General features: G+C 55.2%; 16 protein-coding genes and 1 pseudogene. 8 read left to right on the top strand and 9 right to left on the bottom strand.

Annotation, left to right across the window (positions count from 1 at the left end; translation table 11 throughout):
* Window positions 1–45 precede the first annotated feature (45 nt).
* Both SIB38_RS10050 and SIB38_RS10045 read right to left on the bottom strand, forming a co-directional pair.
* On the bottom strand, window positions 46–1,140 hold the full coding sequence (locus SIB38_RS10050) for a TRAP transporter substrate-binding protein (RefSeq protein WP_294114083.1): 1,095 nt from the start codon (window positions 1,138–1,140) through the stop codon (window positions 46–48).
* A 141-nt stretch (window positions 1,141–1,281) separates the two neighbouring features.
* The gene (locus SIB38_RS10045; RefSeq protein ID WP_294114084.1) at window positions 1,282–2,880 is read right to left on the bottom strand and encodes a GMC family oxidoreductase; all 1,599 of its coding nucleotides are present in this window, start codon (window positions 2,878–2,880) and stop codon (window positions 1,282–1,284) included.
* A 105-nt stretch (window positions 2,881–2,985) separates the two neighbouring features.
* Between SIB38_RS10045 and SIB38_RS10040 the strand changes: the two genes are divergently transcribed.
* Complete coding sequence (locus tag SIB38_RS10040) at window positions 2,986–3,753, top strand: IclR family transcriptional regulator (RefSeq protein WP_294114086.1); 768 nt, start codon at window positions 2,986–2,988, stop codon at window positions 3,751–3,753.
* A gap of 416 nt (window positions 3,754–4,169) precedes the next feature.
* Here SIB38_RS10040 and SIB38_RS10035 read toward each other — a convergent pair.
* A protein-coding gene (locus SIB38_RS10035; RefSeq protein WP_412550264.1) for an IS3 family transposase occupies window positions 4,170–5,512 on the bottom strand; the annotation gives its coding sequence in 2 pieces (ribosomal slippage) (window positions 4,170–5,185 and window positions 5,185–5,512; 1,344 coding nt in all).
* A gap of 86 nt (window positions 5,513–5,598) precedes the next feature.
* Here SIB38_RS10035 and SIB38_RS10030 point away from each other — a divergent pair.
* The 4 genes and pseudogenes from SIB38_RS10030 to SIB38_RS10015 form a co-directional block, all read left to right on the top strand.
* A pseudogene (locus SIB38_RS10030) lies at window positions 5,599–6,036 on the top strand (transposase); the annotation flags it as partial.
* 84 nt (window positions 6,037–6,120) lie between these two features.
* The gene (locus tag SIB38_RS10025) at window positions 6,121–6,936 is read left to right on the top strand and encodes an amidohydrolase family protein (protein WP_412551960.1); all 816 of its coding nucleotides are present in this window, start codon (window positions 6,121–6,123) and stop codon (window positions 6,934–6,936) included.
* 81 nt (window positions 6,937–7,017) lie between these two features.
* Window positions 7,018–7,539, top strand: a complete 522-nt coding sequence (locus tag SIB38_RS10020) for a glutathione peroxidase (protein WP_412551959.1) — start codon at window positions 7,018–7,020, stop codon at window positions 7,537–7,539.
* 16 nt (window positions 7,540–7,555) lie between these two features.
* Window positions 7,556–9,106 (top strand): cryptochrome/photolyase family protein, encoded by a 1,551-nt coding sequence (locus tag SIB38_RS10015; protein WP_412551958.1) that lies wholly within the window; start codon window positions 7,556–7,558, stop codon window positions 9,104–9,106.
* Here SIB38_RS10015 and SIB38_RS10010 read toward each other — a convergent pair.
* Together SIB38_RS10010 and SIB38_RS10005 are read right to left on the bottom strand one after the other, a co-directional pair.
* Window positions 9,103–9,240 (bottom strand): DUF2256 domain-containing protein, encoded by a 138-nt coding sequence (locus SIB38_RS10010; RefSeq protein WP_412551957.1) that lies wholly within the window; start codon window positions 9,238–9,240, stop codon window positions 9,103–9,105. The genes SIB38_RS10015 and SIB38_RS10010 overlap by 4 nt on opposite strands.
* Before the next feature lie 12 nt (window positions 9,241–9,252).
* A complete protein-coding gene (locus SIB38_RS10005) occupies window positions 9,253–10,752 on the bottom strand; it encodes an FAD-binding domain-containing protein (protein WP_412551956.1) in 1,500 nt (499 codons plus the stop codon).
* Window positions 10,753–10,894: 142 nt separating this feature from the next.
* Between SIB38_RS10005 and SIB38_RS10000 the strand changes: the two genes are divergently transcribed.
* The 3 genes from SIB38_RS10000 to SIB38_RS09990 are packed head-to-tail and all read left to right on the top strand — an operon-like array spanning window position 10,895 to window position 12,448.
* Window positions 10,895–11,392, top strand: a complete 498-nt coding sequence (locus SIB38_RS10000; RefSeq protein ID WP_294119722.1) for an aggregation factor core — start codon at window positions 10,895–10,897, stop codon at window positions 11,390–11,392.
* A gap of 37 nt (window positions 11,393–11,429) precedes the next feature.
* On the top strand, window positions 11,430–11,882 hold the full coding sequence (locus tag SIB38_RS09995; RefSeq protein WP_294119723.1) for a TspO/MBR family protein: 453 nt from the start codon (window positions 11,430–11,432) through the stop codon (window positions 11,880–11,882).
* 14 nt (window positions 11,883–11,896) lie between these two features.
* A complete protein-coding gene (locus tag SIB38_RS09990) occupies window positions 11,897–12,448 on the top strand; it encodes a CIA30 family protein (RefSeq protein WP_294119725.1) in 552 nt (183 codons plus the stop codon).
* Window positions 12,449–13,105: 657 nt separating this feature from the next.
* Here SIB38_RS09990 and SIB38_RS09985 read toward each other — a convergent pair.
* The 4 genes from SIB38_RS09985 to SIB38_RS09970 all read right to left on the bottom strand — a co-directional run bounded on the left by SIB38_RS09985 (window position 13,106) and on the right by SIB38_RS09970 (window position 17,436).
* Entirely contained in the window at window positions 13,106–13,921 is an 816-nt protein-coding gene (locus tag SIB38_RS09985) for a tyrosine-type recombinase/integrase (RefSeq protein WP_412551955.1), read from the bottom strand.
* A 76-nt stretch (window positions 13,922–13,997) separates the two neighbouring features.
* A protein-coding gene (locus SIB38_RS09980) for an IS3 family transposase (protein ID WP_412550264.1) occupies window positions 13,998–15,340 on the bottom strand; the annotation gives its coding sequence in 2 pieces (ribosomal slippage) (window positions 13,998–15,013 and window positions 15,013–15,340; 1,344 coding nt in all).
* Between the two features lie 54 nt (window positions 15,341–15,394).
* Window positions 15,395–16,522, bottom strand: coding sequence for a tyrosine-type recombinase/integrase (locus SIB38_RS09975; protein ID WP_412551954.1), 1,128 nt, complete (start codon window positions 16,520–16,522; stop codon window positions 15,395–15,397).
* A gap of 206 nt (window positions 16,523–16,728) precedes the next feature.
* A complete protein-coding gene (locus SIB38_RS09970; RefSeq protein WP_412551953.1) occupies window positions 16,729–17,436 on the bottom strand; it encodes an IS6 family transposase in 708 nt (235 codons plus the stop codon).
* Window positions 17,437–17,478 lie beyond the last annotated feature (42 nt).

The raw sequence follows: 17,478 nt of genomic DNA, 5'->3' as shown, positions 1-17,478 counted from the left end.
TCAAAACTGAAGCGCGGGGCCAGCGTGGCCCCGCACGTTATTAAGTTACTTCAACGTTGCTGCATGGGCTCGACCGAGCCCCGCGTTTGACGTCTGAGCGCCAGCCCAGAAGGGAACCGCAATGTCTGCGAAGTCTTTCTGGGATTGCCACACTTCAGCAAAGAACTCATTTTCATCGGCAGCTGCTTGCAGCGCATTCTTGGCTGCAGCCATGTACTCGGTGAAGTAGTCAGCCGGAGTGTCTTCCAAAATCACACCATGGTTCTCGGTCAAGTCCTTCAGGGCCTTGCCGTTCTCATAGATCCGGTACGACAACGATTTGGACAGAGAGGCGTTCGCGGCAACTTCCAGCGCTTTCTTCTCGGTGTCACTCAGGCTGTTGTAGAAGTCGAGGTTCACATACATGTCGGCATTCACAGTAACCTGGTGCAGACCCTGCAAGTAGTAATGCTTCAAGACTTTCTGGAAACCAAACACGCTGTCAGGTTTCGGGCAGCACCATTCGGCTGCGTCGATGGTACCCTTTTCCAGCGCTGGCAGGATGTCTCCGCCGCCCATAGCAACCGCGGGAACACCAATGTCGGCGTAGGCTGCGCCAACCATCCCTGGAGGGGCACGGAACCGCATTTGCCGGAAATCATCCATAGACTCGATGGGTTTGGGGAACCAACCCAAAGCCTCTGGGCCTACCGGCTGCAGCATGAAGCCTTTCACGTTCACGCCCATTTCAACCCAAAGCTGATCATAGAGTTCTTTTCCGCCGCCGTATTGGAACCAACTGAGAAACGCGATGTTGTCCAAGCCAACACCTGCACCCGCCACCGGCGCGCCAAACAGGTTTGCTGCAACGTGTTTGCCGCCCCAATAGTGGGTCCAAGCAAAACCTCCTTCCACGAGGCCCGCGTCAACAGCATCCATAATGTCGCGCGGCCCAACGACCGCGCCCGCAGGCAAAACTTCGATCGTCAACGAGCCATTTGTCAAAGCCGCGACGTCCTTGCCAAATTCGTTCAGCATATGGACTTCGTCAGCGGTGTTAGGCAGCACTGATTGAATACGTAGCACCTTTTCTGCCATTGCAGCTGACGCCATGAGCGCCAGCGCAGCGGCACTGGCTGCTACCTGCTTAAGTTTGAACATTTTTAGTCCTCCCTTGAGAAAAGCCCTCTGTATCTTTTTGATTTGTCTCAGGGCTGAAGGCGGTGCCCCGGAGTTTTTGGGGCCATTCTGATGACCCATGTTCCGCACGCGAAAGCGGCAACCTGGTTGTTGTGCCTCGCGTCATTTTGCATCCTCCAGCACAAGGTCTGCGGCTTTCTCTCCAATCATTATGCAAGGCGCATTGGTGTTCCCACTCACGATCTGGGGCATGATCGACGCATCGGCGACTCGAAGCCCATCGATCCCCCTCACACGCAAACGCGGGTCAACAACGGCCCGATCATCGTTGCCCATTTTACAGGTTCCTGTGGGATGATAGATCGTGACCGATGTTTGCCGAGCCCAATCAAGCGTCGCTTGCTCATCATCTAGAGCCACTCCAGGACCTGGCGCGTGCTCCTCTGAGACGTGAGATTTTAGCGGGGCCGTTTGCGAGATTTTCCTCGCGATCTGAATGCCCTTCACAATCGTTTTACAGTCCAGGTCCGTGGCCAGGTAGTTTGGATGAATCTCGGGGTGATCTTCCATTTTTGCAGAGCGCAAAGAAAGGTGGCCCGCGCTTTCGGGGCGCAATTGAAGAACCGAAGCTGTGAAGGCGGAGAACTTATGAGGGCCATCCGCAGGTTTGTCCGCACTCCAGGGTTGGATGTGGAACTGTATGTCCGGGGTCTCAAGATGGTCCTCAGTCTTTAAAAACCCCGCTCCAAGGCTGGCAGCCATCGTCATGGGACCACGCTGTGTCAGCGCATATTGAAGCGCCATCAGGCCTTGCTTGAAGATGCTGTTGGCTTCTGTGTTGATCGTGCTGAGATTGGTTTTGAAGACAGGCCGCGCCTGTAGATGGTCCTGCAAGTTTTTTCCAACGCCCGTCAGCGCGGCGCGCACTTCTATGCCGTGGGGTGACAATTCCTCAGGATCGCCGACGCCAGACAACATCAAAATCTGAGGAGACCCTATGGCGCCGGCGCTCAGGATCACCTCTTTGCGTGCCCGCACGTTTTCCCTAGCACCATGGCGTTTGACACGAACGCCTATAGCCCTGTGATGCTCAATCAGGACCTTTTCTGCCTGCGCATTCGTAAGAATGGTAAGGTTCTTGCGGTCTTTGATCGGTTTCAGATACGCGACGGCGGCAGAACATCGACGGCCGCCTTTCATGGTCAGCTGGAAGTATCCAACCCCCTCTTGATCCTCACCATTGTAGTCTGCCGTACGCTTGTACCCGGCCGCCTCAGCCGCATCGAGCCACACATCCACCACTGTGCGGGTCAATCGCGACTCTTGTACCGAAAGCGGACCTTCCGCCCCGCGCACACCGCTCTCATCTGCCCCCTGCCAAGTTTCGGCCCGTTTGAACAGAGGTAGCACATCTTCCCAAGACCACCCGAAGCACCCCTGTTGCGCCCAGTGGTCATAATCCTGAGGTTGACCGCGTACGTAAAGCAACCCGTTGATGGAACTCGATCCACCAAGAACCCGGCCTCTGGGCCATGAAATGGCGCGGCCAGAAATCCCATCGTCCGGCTCGGTGACATACATCCAGTCCGACTTCGGATTGCCCATTGTTCGGAAATATCCAACCGGAATGTGGATCCATGGATTTCTGTCCGCAGGTCCCGCTTCGATCAAAGCAACAGAGTATCGTTCGTCCGCCGACAATCGGTTTGCCAACGCACAGCCCGCAGACCCAGCTCCAACGATTACAAAGTCGAACTCCATTTCACCTCAAAACTCAAAAATTGAGACTTTTGATCTCGTTTTTCATAAATATTGACGCTACAATGATTCGCGAAAAATGCACTATTGTTTTTTGAAGAGGGCTTCATGTCGCCGACTGATCGGATTCCAACCAATTTGCGCACACTTCTGATTTTGGAGGTTTTGGGAAAAAGCGATCATGCGTTGACAGCGACGGAGATTAACGAACAGCTCGGGCTCCCAAAACAAACGGTTCACAGGCTATGCGTGACTCTTGAGGAAAACGGATTTCTGACACGCCCCGGCAAATCGAAGAGCTATCAGGTGGCCCGTCGCCTGCGAGACTTGGGATCAGGCCTGCTACACAACTCAAGAGACCACGTTGCGCGCCATCAAATCCTCACCGACGTGGCACGACAAATTGGCGAAACGGTCAATTACGCCGTGCCAGGAAACTCAGGGATGCACTATCTGGACCGCGTGGAGACAGATTGGCCGTTCCGAATTCAACTGCCAATCGGGTCCAGCGTTCCCTTTCATTGCACTGCAAGTGGCAAAGCATTCCTGGCGAGCCTCGCCCCCAAAAAGCGCGAAGCTTTGGTCTCCTCACTGAACCTCAAAGCGATGACCCAACACACGCTTGTCGATCCGCTAAAGCTCCTGACTCAACTCGCCGCCATCAGGAAACAAGGGTACTCTCTTGACCAGGAAGAGTTCCTAGACGGTATGGTTGCAATTGCGGTTCCGGTCTTCGATCCAAACAGTCGTTTCTTTGCCGCTTTGGCCTATCACGGCCCGGCACAACGGATGTCCCTGAAGGACGCAGTGGAACGTAAACACATATTGCATGATGCTGCAGTTCGGCTAAGCACCGTTTTGTTCCAAGAAGACTGAATTGGTTTCAAGGTATAGGATGTCAAATCTTGGACAGGTCAAATTCAACATTTCTGCTCAAGACCCTAACGTACTGAGGTTTGCTTTGAGGACACTCAACAGTCAATCAAACGACCATCGGCTGCCGCAAAATCTCCTCCCCAAACGAGACAGTACAATTTTCTTACTGAACTAAACGCATTGGTTAGTTCAACTTTTGAGTATGGCGAAGGTTAGCGCGATGCTTAGAAATCGCCGGAATCGGCCAATCCGTGCAACCGCTACATTCTTCACCAGTTTTCTCGTCTTGACGCAGAGCCAACTTATCTCGCTCGATGCACCAAATTCGTCCTTGCACAGCGCTGTCCGTCGTCAAAGTTTTTGGAACCAAAAGCGGCGTGAACTAAGAGAGTGTTCGGCTCATCGGGTCGGTTTGATTATGCTGCGCGTTGACTGTGATGCAAGCGTCGCGCTTCGAATGTCTTCCGTTTGATCCTTTCTCGTTGTTCCAGAATGGCTTGGTCACGTCCGAAGTAGACATCGGCTGGTGTGACGTTTTTCAGGCTCTCGTGATATCGCTGGTGATTGTAATGATCGACGAAGGCTTCGATTTGGTCTTCGAGATCGCCGGGCAGGAAATAGTTTTCCAGCAAGATCCGGTTCTTCAAAGTTTGATGCCAACGCTCGATCTTGCCCTGCGTCTGGGGATGATACGGCGCTCCACGTGAATGTTTCATGCCTTTGTCCTGCAGCCACTCAGCCAGGTCACCCGAGACATAACTGGAGCCGTTGTCGCTGAGTAGGCGCGGTTTGTGGACAACGTGGACCTGATCGCACCCTGACGCCTGCAAAGCCAAGTCCAGCGTGTCAGTCACATCCTCCGCCCGCATGGTCGTGCAGAGCTTCCACGAGATGATGTAGCGGCTGTAATCGTCCAGGATTGTGCTGAGATAGAACCAGCCCCACCCCAGAACCTTGAGATAGGTAAAGTCGGTCTGCCAAAGCTGGTTGATGGCCGTTGTCTTATGCTCGAACTCATTCGCGGCTTTCAGCACGATGAATGCTGGGCTGGTGATCAGGTCATGTGCCTTGAGCGTGCGATACACTGTGGATTCCGATACAAAGTACCGTTCTTGGTCTGTGAAGGTCACCGCCAACTCGCGGGGTGACAGCTCTGTCTCTTTCAAGGCGAAGCTGACGACCTTGCGCTTCACCTCGTCTGGAACGCGGTTCCAAACGTGTTTGGGCTTGGGAGACTGATCCTCAAGACCAGCCTCCCCGCGCTGCAGGTATCGGTCGTACCAACGGTAGAATGTGGTGCGAGGGATACCCAGTTTGGCCAATGTACGACGCGCTGACAGATGGCTTTCTTCAACCAACCGGATGATCTCCAGCTTCTCGGATGCGGCATACCTCATTCGTGGTCGCCCCCATCGCCTGTCATGCTTTTTTTGAGAAGACGCAGTTCCAATGTTTGCTCCGCGACAACCTCCTTGAGATCCTTTGCTTCGCGGCGCAGTTCTTTCACCTCGTCAGTGTTTGCGGCACGCGCTGTATCGCCCGCCAGCCGCTTCTTACCGGCCTCCATGAAGTCCTTCGACCATTTGTAGTAAACGCCTTGAGAAATCCCCTCGCGGCGACACAGTTCAGCTATGCTGTCCTCGCCACGAAGACCATCAAGGACGATACGGATCTTCTCTTCCGCCGAATACTGTTTACGGGTGGCGCGCTTGATATCTTTAACGATCTTCTCGCCAGGGCTCTTCGTAGTCTTTCTCATCTTCCACTCCTTAGTGGTTACGATGAGCCAGAAACTCTCCCTTATCAAATCACCCTAATTGGACCCATAGGTGCTGACGTCAGACAGTGACTGACACGCTGGACTTGGCTTTGCAGGCGTCAGGGTGCGATCAGGTCCACGTTGTCCACAAACCGCGCCTACTCAGCGACAACGGCTCCAGTTACGTCTCGGGTGACCTGGCTGAGTGGCTGCAGGACAAAGGCATGAAACATTCACGTGGAGCGCCGTATCATCCCCAGACGCAGGGCAAGATCGAGCGTTGGCATCAAACTTTGAAGAACCGGATCTTGCTGGAAAACTATTTCCTGCCCGGCGATCTCGAAGACCAAATCGAAGCCTTCGTCGATCATTACAATCACCAGCGATATCACGAGAGCCTGAAAAACGTCACACCAGCCGATGTCTACTTCGGACGTGACCAAGCCATTCTGGAACAACGAGAAAGGATCAAACGGAAGACATTCGAAGCGCGACGCTTGCATCACAGTCAACGCGCAGCATAATCAAACCGACCCGATGAGCCGAACACTCTCTTAGTTCACGCCGCTTTTGGTTCCAAAAACTTTGACGACGGACACCCCTGGCTGATGGCGCAAGGGGTTGAACGGTTCTTTGGTGACCCGGGCCCCATTCAGCGCAACTACCTGCTGGACGAATTCACTGCTGACGCCAAGCAGCATGGCATTTCAGGGTCTGTCCACATTCAAGTGGGCGCCGAGGATCCGCTGCAAGAGGCGCTCTGGGTGCAGGAGGTGGCAGACGCAAACCCACAGTGGCCTTTGGCCCAGGTCGCGTTTTGTGATCTCACTACAGACACGCTAGCAAGGGACCTCGACCTGCTGCAAAACCTCTCCACTATGCAGGGCGTGCGCCAGATTGTTGGCCGCGCTCCGGGCGAGGATGCGCAAACCGGCACCAACGCTTTGCTGCAAGACCCGCGGTTTCTGGCAGGCTTGAAAGAGATTGCGCGGCGTGGCTTGCGCTTCGATTTGCAATTGATCCCGGAGCTTATGAAGGACACCGCCCATGTGTTGGCGCAAGTGCCTGAGCTACAGGTTGCCCTCTGCCATGCCGGGTCTCCACATGATCGCAGCACGGCTGGCTTAAACGCTTGGACGAAGGAATTAGAGCTTCTTTCCGCTCTGCCCAACGTATCCTGCAGGCTCTCCGGCCTTGGTATGTTCGAGCATCTGTGGACGCAGCAGAGCATCGCGCCAATTGTGAAAACCTGCTTGGATCAGTTTGGCCAGGACCGCGTGATGTTTGGCTCAAACTTCCCGGTCGACAGCCTCTATTCCGACTATGGCACGCTGTTCGCGGCCATGGAGACGCTGGTCCCCAACGATTGGCACGCCGCCGTGTTTGGGGACAACGCCGCACGGTTTTATGACCTAAAAGCGTGATCCCTCAGGCACGTCTCGCATAGCATCACAAGGACATCCAAGGCGCCCTCTGTGCCGTAATCGAATAAACGGAGGGTCGATATGAAGTTCCTAACTGCTTTGATAATAACGCTGTCCACGGCGAGCGCTGCCTTCGCCTTGGAATTGTCAGCCACGTTTGACTCGATTGACGGCGGCACGCTTGCGGTCTCGGACTGGGCCGGACAGCCGGTTTTGGTGGTGAATACGGCGTCACAATGTGCCTTCACCAAGCAGTACCGCGGGCTGCAGGACCTCTATGACACCTACCGCGATCAAGGGCTGGTGGTGCTCGCAGTGCCTTCTGACGACTTCAAACAAGAGTTAGGGTCAAACGCCGAAGTGAAAGAATTCTGCGAGCTGCAATATGGCATCGACATGCCGATGACAGGGATCACCTCGATCAAAGGCAAAACCGCGCATCCCCTATTTGTGTCGCTGCGTGAGGAAGCTGGCTATGTGCCGCGGTGGAATTTTAGCAAGGTCCTGATTGGCCCTGACGGCGGAGTGGTTGCGAAGTTTTCTTCCCAGACCAAACCGATGTCCAAAGCGGTGACCTCGCAAATCGAAGCCCTTTTGAACTGAGCGTTGATTTTTACTTATGACAATCCAAACACCCGCGCACGCATCAGAGCGGCTTATCCTTGTGTTGGGCGATCAACTGTCCCTGCCCCTTTCCGCACTGCGCGACGCTAACAAAGACCGCGATGTGATCCTGATGGCGGAGGTGGCTGAGGAAGCCAGCTATGTCCCCCATCACAAAAAGAAAATCGCCTTTTTGTTTTCCGCCATGCGGCATCATGCCGACCTGCTCAGACGTGAGGGATGGACCGTCCGCTATGTGCAATTGGACGATGACGACAACGCAGGCACCCTGCCCGATCAGCTGAGCCATGAGTTGGGGACGTTAGGCCTCTCACAAGTCGTGATGACAGCACCGGGAGAGTATCGCCTCAAGCAGGCCATCTGCGATTGGGCCGCGCAAAATGGCGTCGCTTTGGACATGCGGGAGGACACGCGGTTTGTCTGCTCCCACGCGGAATTTCAAACCTGGGCGCAGGGGCGCAAGCAGCTGCGCATGGAGTATTTCTACCGCGAGATGCGCCGCAAAACCGGGCTTCTGATGAACGGGGACGCGCCCGAAGGCGGCAAATGGAACTATGACGCGGAAAACCGCAAGCCTGCCAAAGGCGACCTGTTTATGCCGCAGCCTCGGCAAGCCACACGCGACGCCATCACAGAAGAGGTTCTCGCGCTGGTTGGCACCCGCTTTGCCAAAAACTTCGGATCTCTGGAGCCGTTTTGGCTGACGGTCACACGCGAGGAGGCCCTGTTGGCGCTGGAACACTTTGTGCAAACCACCCTGCCCCACTTTGGCGACTACCAGGACGCCATGCTCACCGACGAACCGTTCCTCTATCACTCAGTTTTGGCCCAATACCTAAACGCCGGATTGCTTGGTCCATTGGAAATCTGCCGCCGGGTGGAGCGCGCCTATTACGACGGAGATGCGCCCCTCAATGCGGTGGAGGGCTACATACGCCAGATCATCGGCTGGCGTGAATATGTGCGCGGCATCTACTGGCTGAAAATGCCAGACTACACACACGCCAACCATTTCGACGCAAAACGCCCTTTGCCCGCCTTCTACTGGACTGCGCAGTCGGACATGGCCTGCATGGCCGCCGCTATCTCCCAAACCCGCGATAACGCCTACGCACACCACATCCAACGCCTTATGGTCACTGGCAACTTTGCCATGCTGGCGGGCATTGATCCACATGCGGTGCATGAGTGGTATCTGGCGGTCTATGCCGATGCCTATGAATGGGTCGAAGCGCCCAATGTGATCGGAATGAGCCAGTTTGCCGACGGCGGATTGCTGGCCTCCAAGCCCTATGCCGCCAGTGGCAACTACATCAACAAAATGTCGGACCACTGCCAATCCTGCCGCTATGACGTGAAGCAGAAAACAGGCCCGGACGCGTGCCCCTTCAATCCACTTTATTGGGACTTCCTGATCCGCAACGCGGACAAACTGCGCGGCAACCCGCGCCTTGGCTATGCCTACCGCACGTGGGACCGCATGAGCGCGGAGAAGCAACACGCCTACCGCAGCAGTGCGGCCGCTGTATTGGACGGGCTCACTTAGCCCCCACGCCGACAGCGCTCTGAGCAATAGCGCACCTGCTCCCACACCTTGGCCCACTTCTTGCGCCAGCTAAAAGGCCTCTGACATCGCGCACAGATCTTGCTGGGCAGATCAGATTTCTTCCGCATTTTCATTGGGTGATCCTGTTACAGCGGCAGATCAAGTTGTTTGGACGTGCCGCTTTTGCGGGGCCGGCTGCGTGGGGTTTTCCGACTGGCGTGTTTTGCCACAATCCCCTGCGCCTCCTGGCGAAAGACCTCCCCTTTACGTACCGCCCAAATACGCTCCCGCGCGTCGCGCGCTGCGCTTAGATGATCCACGACGGGTATGGGATATGCCTGTCCCAGTACAGCGCCAGCGTTCCCCGCCTTCCAGGGCTCCTGCAAAAATTGATCGTCGATCTTGGCCAACTCGGGGACCCAACGCCGGGTAAAGGCCCCGGTCGGGTCCTGATCCATGCCTTGCTTGACCGGATTATAAACGCGCACCGTGTTGATGCCTGTGGTGCCAGATTGCATTTGCACCTGGCTCCAATGGATACCCGGCTCATAGTCCGTGAACAGGCGGGCCAGTTCCAAACCCGGCGCCCGCCAATGCAGCCACAGGTGATAGCTCGCCACCGCCATGACCATGGCGCGCATGCGGAAATTCAGCCATCCGGTCGCGCGCAAAGACCGCATGCAGGCATCGACAAACGGCAACCCAGTTTCGCCGCGCGCCCAAGCCACCAATCGCTCCGCATCTGGGGCGGAGGGGCGAATGCCGTCATAGCCGCGATGCAGGTTCTCAAACTCAATGCGCGGCGCGTCCTCAAGTTTTTGAATGAAGTGGCAATGCCAATGCAGCCGACCGGAAAAGGACGACAACGCGCCGCCCCAGCCGTCCCGCGCGCCCCGCAATTTAACCTCCCGTTGCCGCGCCCATGTGGCTTGGGTGACCTCCCGCATCGACAGGCTCCCCCACGCCAAATGCGGCGACAGCCGGGAACACGCATGTGCACCGGCCAAAGGCGAAGACATGGCTCGGCGATAGGTCCGACCGCGCGCCGTCAAGAACGACGACAAGACATCCTCCGCCGCCGCCCGTCCGCCTTTTTGACGCTCCCGCGCCCCGTCGGGTACCAAATTGAGGTCCTTTGCAGTGGGAATAGGCCCTGGCGATACGCCGGTTGGCTTCAGTACAGGCGCGTTGACAATCGGCTCCGCCATAAACCGATCCCACTGGGTCGCCCACCCATTGCGCGAGGCCATCCGCCGTTGCACCCCGTGTTGCGGGATCTCGTGCCACAGCACACCTTTGGCGCGACACCACGCGCCGACCCGCTTATCTCGGGCAAAGGTCCATCCGTTGCCGGTTTCTTCATGCGACCAAAGACCGTGCACACCCACGGTTTTGCGCAAGTCGTCCAACACGTCCAGCACGTCCCCAACCCGCACAATCAGCGGCTGCCCTAGGTCCGCAAGATCCTCTCGCAAACTCACAAGGGCCTCACGGGCAAAGTCCCAGTGCCGACAGGACACATCGTCAAGCTGCCAATAGGCAGGTTCCACCACAAACAACGGCACCACGGGCCCACGCTGTGCAGCATAGGTCAACGCCCGATGGTCCTGCACACGCAGGTCCCGTTTGAACCAGACGATTTGCACGTTTGTCTCCTCAGCCCATTTTTATGGATACGAAACCCAAGCGCTGGCGGACGACATCTGCCCAATCAAAAATGATCCTGCCCAAGCGCCACGGCGTACCCAAATCATTGCCAAACAAAGAGGTTCCAAGATGTTTCGCCCTATGCACCTGACGCTTGCCGCACTCGCCTTTCCCCTTATGTCCACAGCCGGGCATGCCGATCTCAGTGTTCGGTTCATTGAAGGCGCCCCCAAAGATCGCTTTGAAATCAAAAACGTCGGCGCCTGTGCGGTGACGGCCAGTACCCTCACGCTGGATCTCACCACCTCCCAGGGCGCACTTATTTTTGATGTCACAGGCAACGGCGCCGGTGTGGAGGTCTTCCAACCCTTTGAGGTCGTAGCCGGCCGCGAGGCCCTGACCACGCTGCCAACCATCGTGGATGGCCAAAACTCACTTGACTTACCGATTGCAACACTTGGTTCAGGAGAAAGCATCACCTTTACCGTTGACGTTGACGATACCCTCGGCGCGCGTGAAATCACTGTGACCGGCGCCGAAATCTCCGGTGCCACGGTGAAACTCGTCGGCGCCGAGCCCCCCCAAATGACGCGGTTTGATACACAAGCAAAGGCGCTAGTGACAGGCCTGACGTGCTAAGAAAACCACGGGCTTCCGACACAGGAACAGATCACCAGTGACAAAATGGACCATCCGCATCGCCTTTCTGATCTTGGTCATGGGGGGCGGCATTCTGATAGGCACCTTGACCGCTCCGGGGGCTTGGTACGTTGATCTCAACAAACCCGTTTTCAATCCCCCCAACTGGATATTTGCGCCGGTTTGGACAACTTTATATGTGCTCATCGCAATGGCAGGATGGCGCCAGTTCGAAGCACGCGACCACGGCTCTCTGTTGACCCTATGGTGGGCACAACTGGTCTTGAATTTCCTGTGGTCCCCAGCCTTCTTTGTACTGCAGATGCCTTGGTTGGCGCTTGTAGTGATTGCTGCGCTTTGGGCCACCATTGTGCTGTTCATCCGCGGCACTTGGGGCTGGGATCGCCTCTCTGCGGTTGCGTTCATTCCCTATCTGGCGTGGGTGAGTTTCGCGACGGTCCTGAACCTCTCGATTGCCCTGTTGAACTGAAGGAGGCCCACCCAATGAAATGGCGCACCGTGATCGCAACTGGTTTACTCGTCGCATTTGGCATCGGAGCGGCTAAGGCTGAAGACATGTTTGAAACCTTCGACACGAATCCGTCCACACGCTGGACATATTTTGCCGACACCGTCATGGGGGGCGTTTCTACCGGTGACGCCACATTTGAGCGCGATGCCTCCGGCAGCTTCGTTCGGCTGGCGGGCAACGTGAGCACCGACAACAATGGCGGCTTCATACAAGTGCGCCGCACTCTGTCAGACCGGTTGGCCGACACTACCAAAGGTGTGCGCCTAAAAGTGCGCGGCAACAGTGGGACGTATTTTTTGCACCTGCGTACCAAAGGCACACGGTTGCCTTGGCAATACTACCAGGCGCAGTTCGCCACTTCCCCGGATTGGACCGACGTTCAACTGCTCTTCAACGACTTCAAACCATCCGGCAGTTTCCTCCGAAAGACCCCTCGGGCGGACACCGTCACCTCTATTGCGATTGTGGCTTATGGGAGAGATCACACTGCCCTAGTCGATGTCAGTGAAGTGGACTGGTTTTAGGCGCGGACTGTGCGATTACAGAGACGTCGCAATCCGCGACTGTTCAACCACTGATACATCTCTTTAAGTCCTACCACAGGCGTTTTGCATCGCGGTCGTTTTTGTGATCGTCATACTAACTGGAATACCTAGGGGAGCAATTCAAAGCAGGCGAAACCAACGTAACAACCCCATGACTGCCCGCTAAACTCGCCAGCTTTATCTTCAAAACCGCGTCGAACCGCAACATGACATGCACGTCGGATGAGATTTCAGAACTCGAATTTCAGACGTCAGTTTCCACATTGGGCTGCATGTCCGCTTTGAGCCACTGGTGCAACTACGGAAAGTCCCGCATTTGTGCAACATTGCTGACCTGATGCTTAACCCAGCGAAAGAGGCGGTCGTTCTGCCTTGTGAACAGCTGCTTCGCCTTCCCAATGCCAACATTCGCAGTTGCAGAGAGAGTCCGCTTTCCGCCCGAAGTGCTGGAGCTTCTTGGCCGCTTAGGGCTGAGATCTACGTTAAGCCCTGACTTTTCTCGACGTCCGTTGTTGGTTGTCGCGTAACTCCGCAAAGTTCACATCTTTGCGTAAAGCTGCTGCGAGAACCAAAATAGGATTATTTTCGCTTCCGGCGAACTCACGTCCGCAAGAAAAGGGGGCGTCATCCTATCCATCACGCCCCAGTCAATTCCGACAAAATCCTGTCGAATAACGCGACTTTCTGTTCGTCAGAAAGGACTTGTGGCGCAGAGGTCTTGACCGTTGCGATTTCCTCGAAAAGTGCGGAACGTTCTTCGTCGCCAATTGTTCCGTAGTGCCGTTGTGTGGTTGCCTCGCTGTCATGGCCCATGTTTTGCGACCACGCGCGGCGCTGGCGCTCAGTCAGGGGCCTGCGGTCTCGTTCCGCCGCAATGGTATCCTTTACAGAGTGAGGGGTGTATTTTACTGCAGTGTCACGACAAGCGACCGCAAATGCCTTTGACACCGCGTCTTTGGATGCCATGGGCTCAATTGGGGCTCGACAAGGGTCTTTGAGGTCCTTGTGGTGTTGAAGCACTCGAAGGTTAGGGAAGAGCGCGTCCTGCCCCGACAAGCCCTTTGACGCCAGTACATCAATCCAGTCTTCTATCGCCCGTGCAAAACTGTCCGATATCGGAAACCAGTCAATCTTAAGGCTCTTGCCGTTCTTGGCTCGCGATACATTCGCGTCCTGCAAGATCTTTTTGTCTACCGCATCAAAATGGCAGATGCGCAGTGAGGTAATCGTGTCCGCCCTCAACGCGCCGAGATAAGCAATGGCCACCATGGCGCGGGCCCGTTTGTCCGCAAGTTTCTCGGAGGGCATACCCAGCAAGAGCTTTTTAGCCTCTTCAATGCTAGGGTAAGCCTTGTCCTCGGAGGCAAGAGCTTTCGCATAAATGGCCTTAGGCATTTTCAAGTAGTTTGGCAAATCTTTAGGCAGGCGCTTAAAGCCATCCTGCTTAATCAACCTGTCCGTCGTCAAAGTTTTTGGAACCAAAAGCGGCGTGAACTAAGAGAGTGTTCGGCTCATCGGGTCGGTTTGATTATGCTGCGCGTTGACTGTGATGCAAGCGTCGCGCTTCGAATGTCTTCCGTTTGATCCTTTCTCGTTGTTCCAGAATGGCTTGGTCACGTCCGAAGTAGACATCGGCTGGTGTGACGTTTTTCAGGCTCTCGTGATATCGCTGGTGATTGTAATGATCGACGAAGGCTTCGATTTGGTCTTCGAGATCGCCGGGCAGGAAATAGTTTTCCAGCAAGATCCGGTTCTTCAAAGTTTGATGCCAACGCTCGATCTTGCCCTGCGTCTGGGGATGATACGGCGCTCCACGTGAATGTTTCATGCCTTTGTCCTGCAGCCACTCAGCCAGGTCACCCGAGACATAACTGGAGCCGTTGTCGCTGAGTAGGCGCGGTTTGTGGACAACGTGGACCTGATCGCACCCTGACGCCTGCAAAGCCAAGTCCAGCGTGTCAGTCACATCCTCCGCCCGCATGGTCGTGCAGAGCTTCCACGAGATGATGTAGCGGCTGTAATCGTCCAGGATTGTGCTGAGATAGAACCAGCCCCACCCCAGAACCTTGAGATAGGTAAAGTCGGTCTGCCAAAGCTGGTTGATGGCCGTTGTCTTATGCTCGAACTCATTCGCGGCTTTCAGCACGATGAATGCTGGGCTGGTGATCAGGTCATGTGCCTTGAGCGTGCGATACACTGTGGATTCCGATACAAAGTACCGTTCTTGGTCTGTGAAGGTCACCGCCAACTCGCGGGGTGACAGCTCTGTCTCTTTCAAGGCGAAGCTGACGACCTTGCGCTTCACCTCGTCTGGAACGCGGTTCCAAACGTGTTTGGGCTTGGGAGACTGATCCTCAAGACCAGCCTCCCCGCGCTGCAGGTATCGGTCGTACCAACGGTAGAATGTGGTGCGAGGGATACCCAGTTTGGCCAATGTACGACGCGCTGACAGATGGCTTTCTTCAACCAACCGGATGATCTCCAGCTTCTCGGATGCGGCATACCTCATTCGTGGTCGCCCCCATCGCCTGTCATGCTTTTTTTGAGAAGACGCAGTTCCAATGTTTGCTCCGCGACAACCTCCTTGAGATCCTTTGCTTCGCGGCGCAGTTCTTTCACCTCGTCAGTGTTTGCGGCACGCGCTGTATCGCCCGCCAGCCGCTTCTTACCGGCCTCCATGAAGTCCTTCGACCATTTGTAGTAAACGCCTTGAGAAATCCCCTCGCGGCGACACAGTTCAGCTATGCTGTCCTCGCCACGAAGACCATCAAGGACGATACGGATCTTCTCTTCCGCCGAATACTGTTTACGGGTGGCGCGCTTGATATCTTTAACGATCTTCTCGCCAGGGCTCTTCGTAGTCTTTCTCATCTTCCACTCCTTAGTGGTTACGATGAGCCAGAAACTCTCCCTTATCAAATCACCCTAATTGGACCCATAGGTGCTGACGTCAGACAAAGCCCGTTCAACTTCTGAGCCTACTGAATGCGCGAGGCTCTTTTCGGCCACTTCTCTCGGCGCATTGGCTTCCTCTGCTGCCCAGTCGCGGAATGTGGACCGAAACCCATGCACGGTTACACCCTCGACCTTCATGCGACGCAAAAGCATGAGCATCGACATATTAGAAAGCGGGTGATGGCGTTTCTGCCCCTCAAATACAAATTCGGATTGATTGACCATTAGCGGTTCTATGATGGCCAGGGTCTCAACTGTCAGCGGGACGCGGTGTTCCTCTCCTGTTTTCATCCGCTCTGCAGGGCAGATCCAAAGGCGCTGTTCAAAATCCAACTCAGCCCACCGTAGCCCCAAAACTTCACCGGTTCTTGATCCTGTTAGGCAAGTAAACATTAAGGCCTTGGCAGACATAGCATTCTTGGTCTTTAGAATGGCATAGAAGTCAGGCACGTCTTGCCAGCGCATTGCCATATGGTGCTTTGGTTTAGCTTTCACCTTAGGCAATACTTGCGCATCCTTGATGGCAGTCACGGGGTTCTCACCAGACCGAAACCCTCTCGACTTTGCCACATCCAACACGATCTTTATGCGCTGCGACAAACGTCGTGCCGTTTCATGCTTGGCGGTCCAAATCGGTGAAAGGCACATCATCACTTCGGGCTGATCAATGCTGTCGACAGGCATGCGCCCAATTTTTGGAAAGGCATAGTCGCGTAGCGTGTTAATCCACTGCGCCCCGTGTTTGGCGTTCTTCCAGGTCGGCATGCGATCAATATGGACCTGCTGCGCCACCTCTTCAAAAGTCGGCACTTCCTGTCGTTCATTGAAACGTGGGTTAAGCCCCTGTTTCGCCATGCGTCGATACTCCAACGCGCGCTCTCGTGCTTGGTTCAGCGTGACAATATCCGCGCCACCCAATCCAAAGTCAGTCCTAAGTGGTGCTCCCTTCTTATTCTTTTGCCCTTTGACCACCACCCGTACGATCCAGCGTCTCGCGCCCGAAGGGTCAACGACCAGGTACAAGCCGTTGCCATCGCCATGCCGCCCAGCGCCGAGATTCTCGACCAGCTTTTTCGTCAACTTTCCTGAAAGCGCCATTCAACATACCACATTTCATACCACACAAAGAAACGATACGGATATCATCGAAAGAAATCCAACAAAAATGGCAAAGACACTTAAACCCAAAGAAACAAATGATAAGTGCGAGCCAAAGTGGCCCATTCAACTCGAGACAAATTGCAAGATGGCGGTGCTGTCAGACGAATTCGAACTAGTCTCAGCTAGGACAGAACCTCTGCCCCTTAATCAGCACAAAGTTGGCGCCACTCGGCCAGAGCGGCGACGCGGTTCAGTTTGAAATGTTGTCTAGAATAGAGACTGCGCTCCGAATTGAAGAGGTTGAGAACAGAGGCGTGGACAGATGCGAATTTCTGGAGGCTTCGCAATCGTCGGAAGCGCAGCATCGCCCTCTCTCTTCGTCGAAATGGCAGATGAGAATTCTCTGCGCGATTGTTCACCCAGCGGCCAGTTTCCTGCCTATCCGCGTTGCCAATTTCCCTCATCGCAGCACCGTAGGAGCGGAGTTTGTCGGTTACCAGTGTGCCTGGCCGACCGTGGCGCCGCATTGATTTCTTGAGAAATTTCAATGCTGCCTTCCTATCTCGCGTCTTCGTCACATAGCTTTCTAGGACCTCACCCTCATGATCAACGGCCCGCCAAAGGTAGTACCTCTCGCCGTTGATCTTCACGAACATTTCGTCCAGGTGCCATTTCCAGTTTGAGTGGCAGCGTATCGATTGAGATCGTCTCTTGCGGATTTCCGATGCGAATTTAGGACCGAACCGCTGCCACCAAAACCGAACAGACTCATAGCTCACGTCGATGCCGCGTTCGTGTAGCAGATCTTCGACATTCCTGAGCGACAGAGGAAACCAAATGTACATCATCACAGCCAAGCGGATGATCTCAGGGCTGGTTTTGAAGTAGCGAAATGGGGATGGTTTTGGCATGGCGGAACGCTACCGCCCCACCCTATTCGTCTCAAGCCGGTT

Origin of the sequence: Shimia sp. MIT910701 (assembly GCF_047126315.1) — a bacterium.
GTDB lineage: Bacteria > Pseudomonadota > Alphaproteobacteria > Rhodobacterales > Rhodobacteraceae > Shimia.
The sequence above is the reverse complement of the archived record's forward strand: the minus strand, read 5'-3'. Positions and strand labels throughout refer to the sequence as shown.

Coding starts and splice junctions, on each gene's coding strand:
- SIB38_RS10050 (WP_294114083.1), bottom strand. CDS start 1,140: ATGTTCAAACTTAAGCAGGTAGCAGCCAGTGCCGCTGCGCTGGCGCTC.
- SIB38_RS10045 (WP_294114084.1), bottom strand. CDS start 2,880: ATGGAGTTCGACTTTGTAATCGTTGGAGCTGGGTCTGCGGGCTGTGCG.
- SIB38_RS10040 (WP_294114086.1), top strand. CDS start 2,986: ATGTCGCCGACTGATCGGATTCCAACCAATTTGCGCACACTTCTGATT.
- SIB38_RS10025 (WP_412551960.1), top strand. CDS start 6,121: ATGGCGCAAGGGGTTGAACGGTTCTTTGGTGACCCGGGCCCCATTCAG.
- SIB38_RS10020 (WP_412551959.1), top strand. CDS start 7,018: ATGAAGTTCCTAACTGCTTTGATAATAACGCTGTCCACGGCGAGCGCT.
- SIB38_RS10015 (WP_412551958.1), top strand. CDS start 7,556: ATGACAATCCAAACACCCGCGCACGCATCAGAGCGGCTTATCCTTGTG.
- SIB38_RS10010 (WP_412551957.1), bottom strand. CDS start 9,240: ATGAAAATGCGGAAGAAATCTGATCTGCCCAGCAAGATCTGTGCGCGA.
- SIB38_RS10000 (WP_294119722.1), top strand. CDS start 10,895: ATGCACCTGACGCTTGCCGCACTCGCCTTTCCCCTTATGTCCACAGCC.
- SIB38_RS09990 (WP_294119725.1), top strand. CDS start 11,897: ATGAAATGGCGCACCGTGATCGCAACTGGTTTACTCGTCGCATTTGGC.
- SIB38_RS09975 (WP_412551954.1), bottom strand. CDS start 16,522: ATGGCGCTTTCAGGAAAGTTGACGAAAAAGCTGGTCGAGAATCTCGGC.
- SIB38_RS09970 (WP_412551953.1), bottom strand. CDS start 17,436: ATGCCAAAACCATCCCCATTTCGCTACTTCAAAACCAGCCCTGAGATC.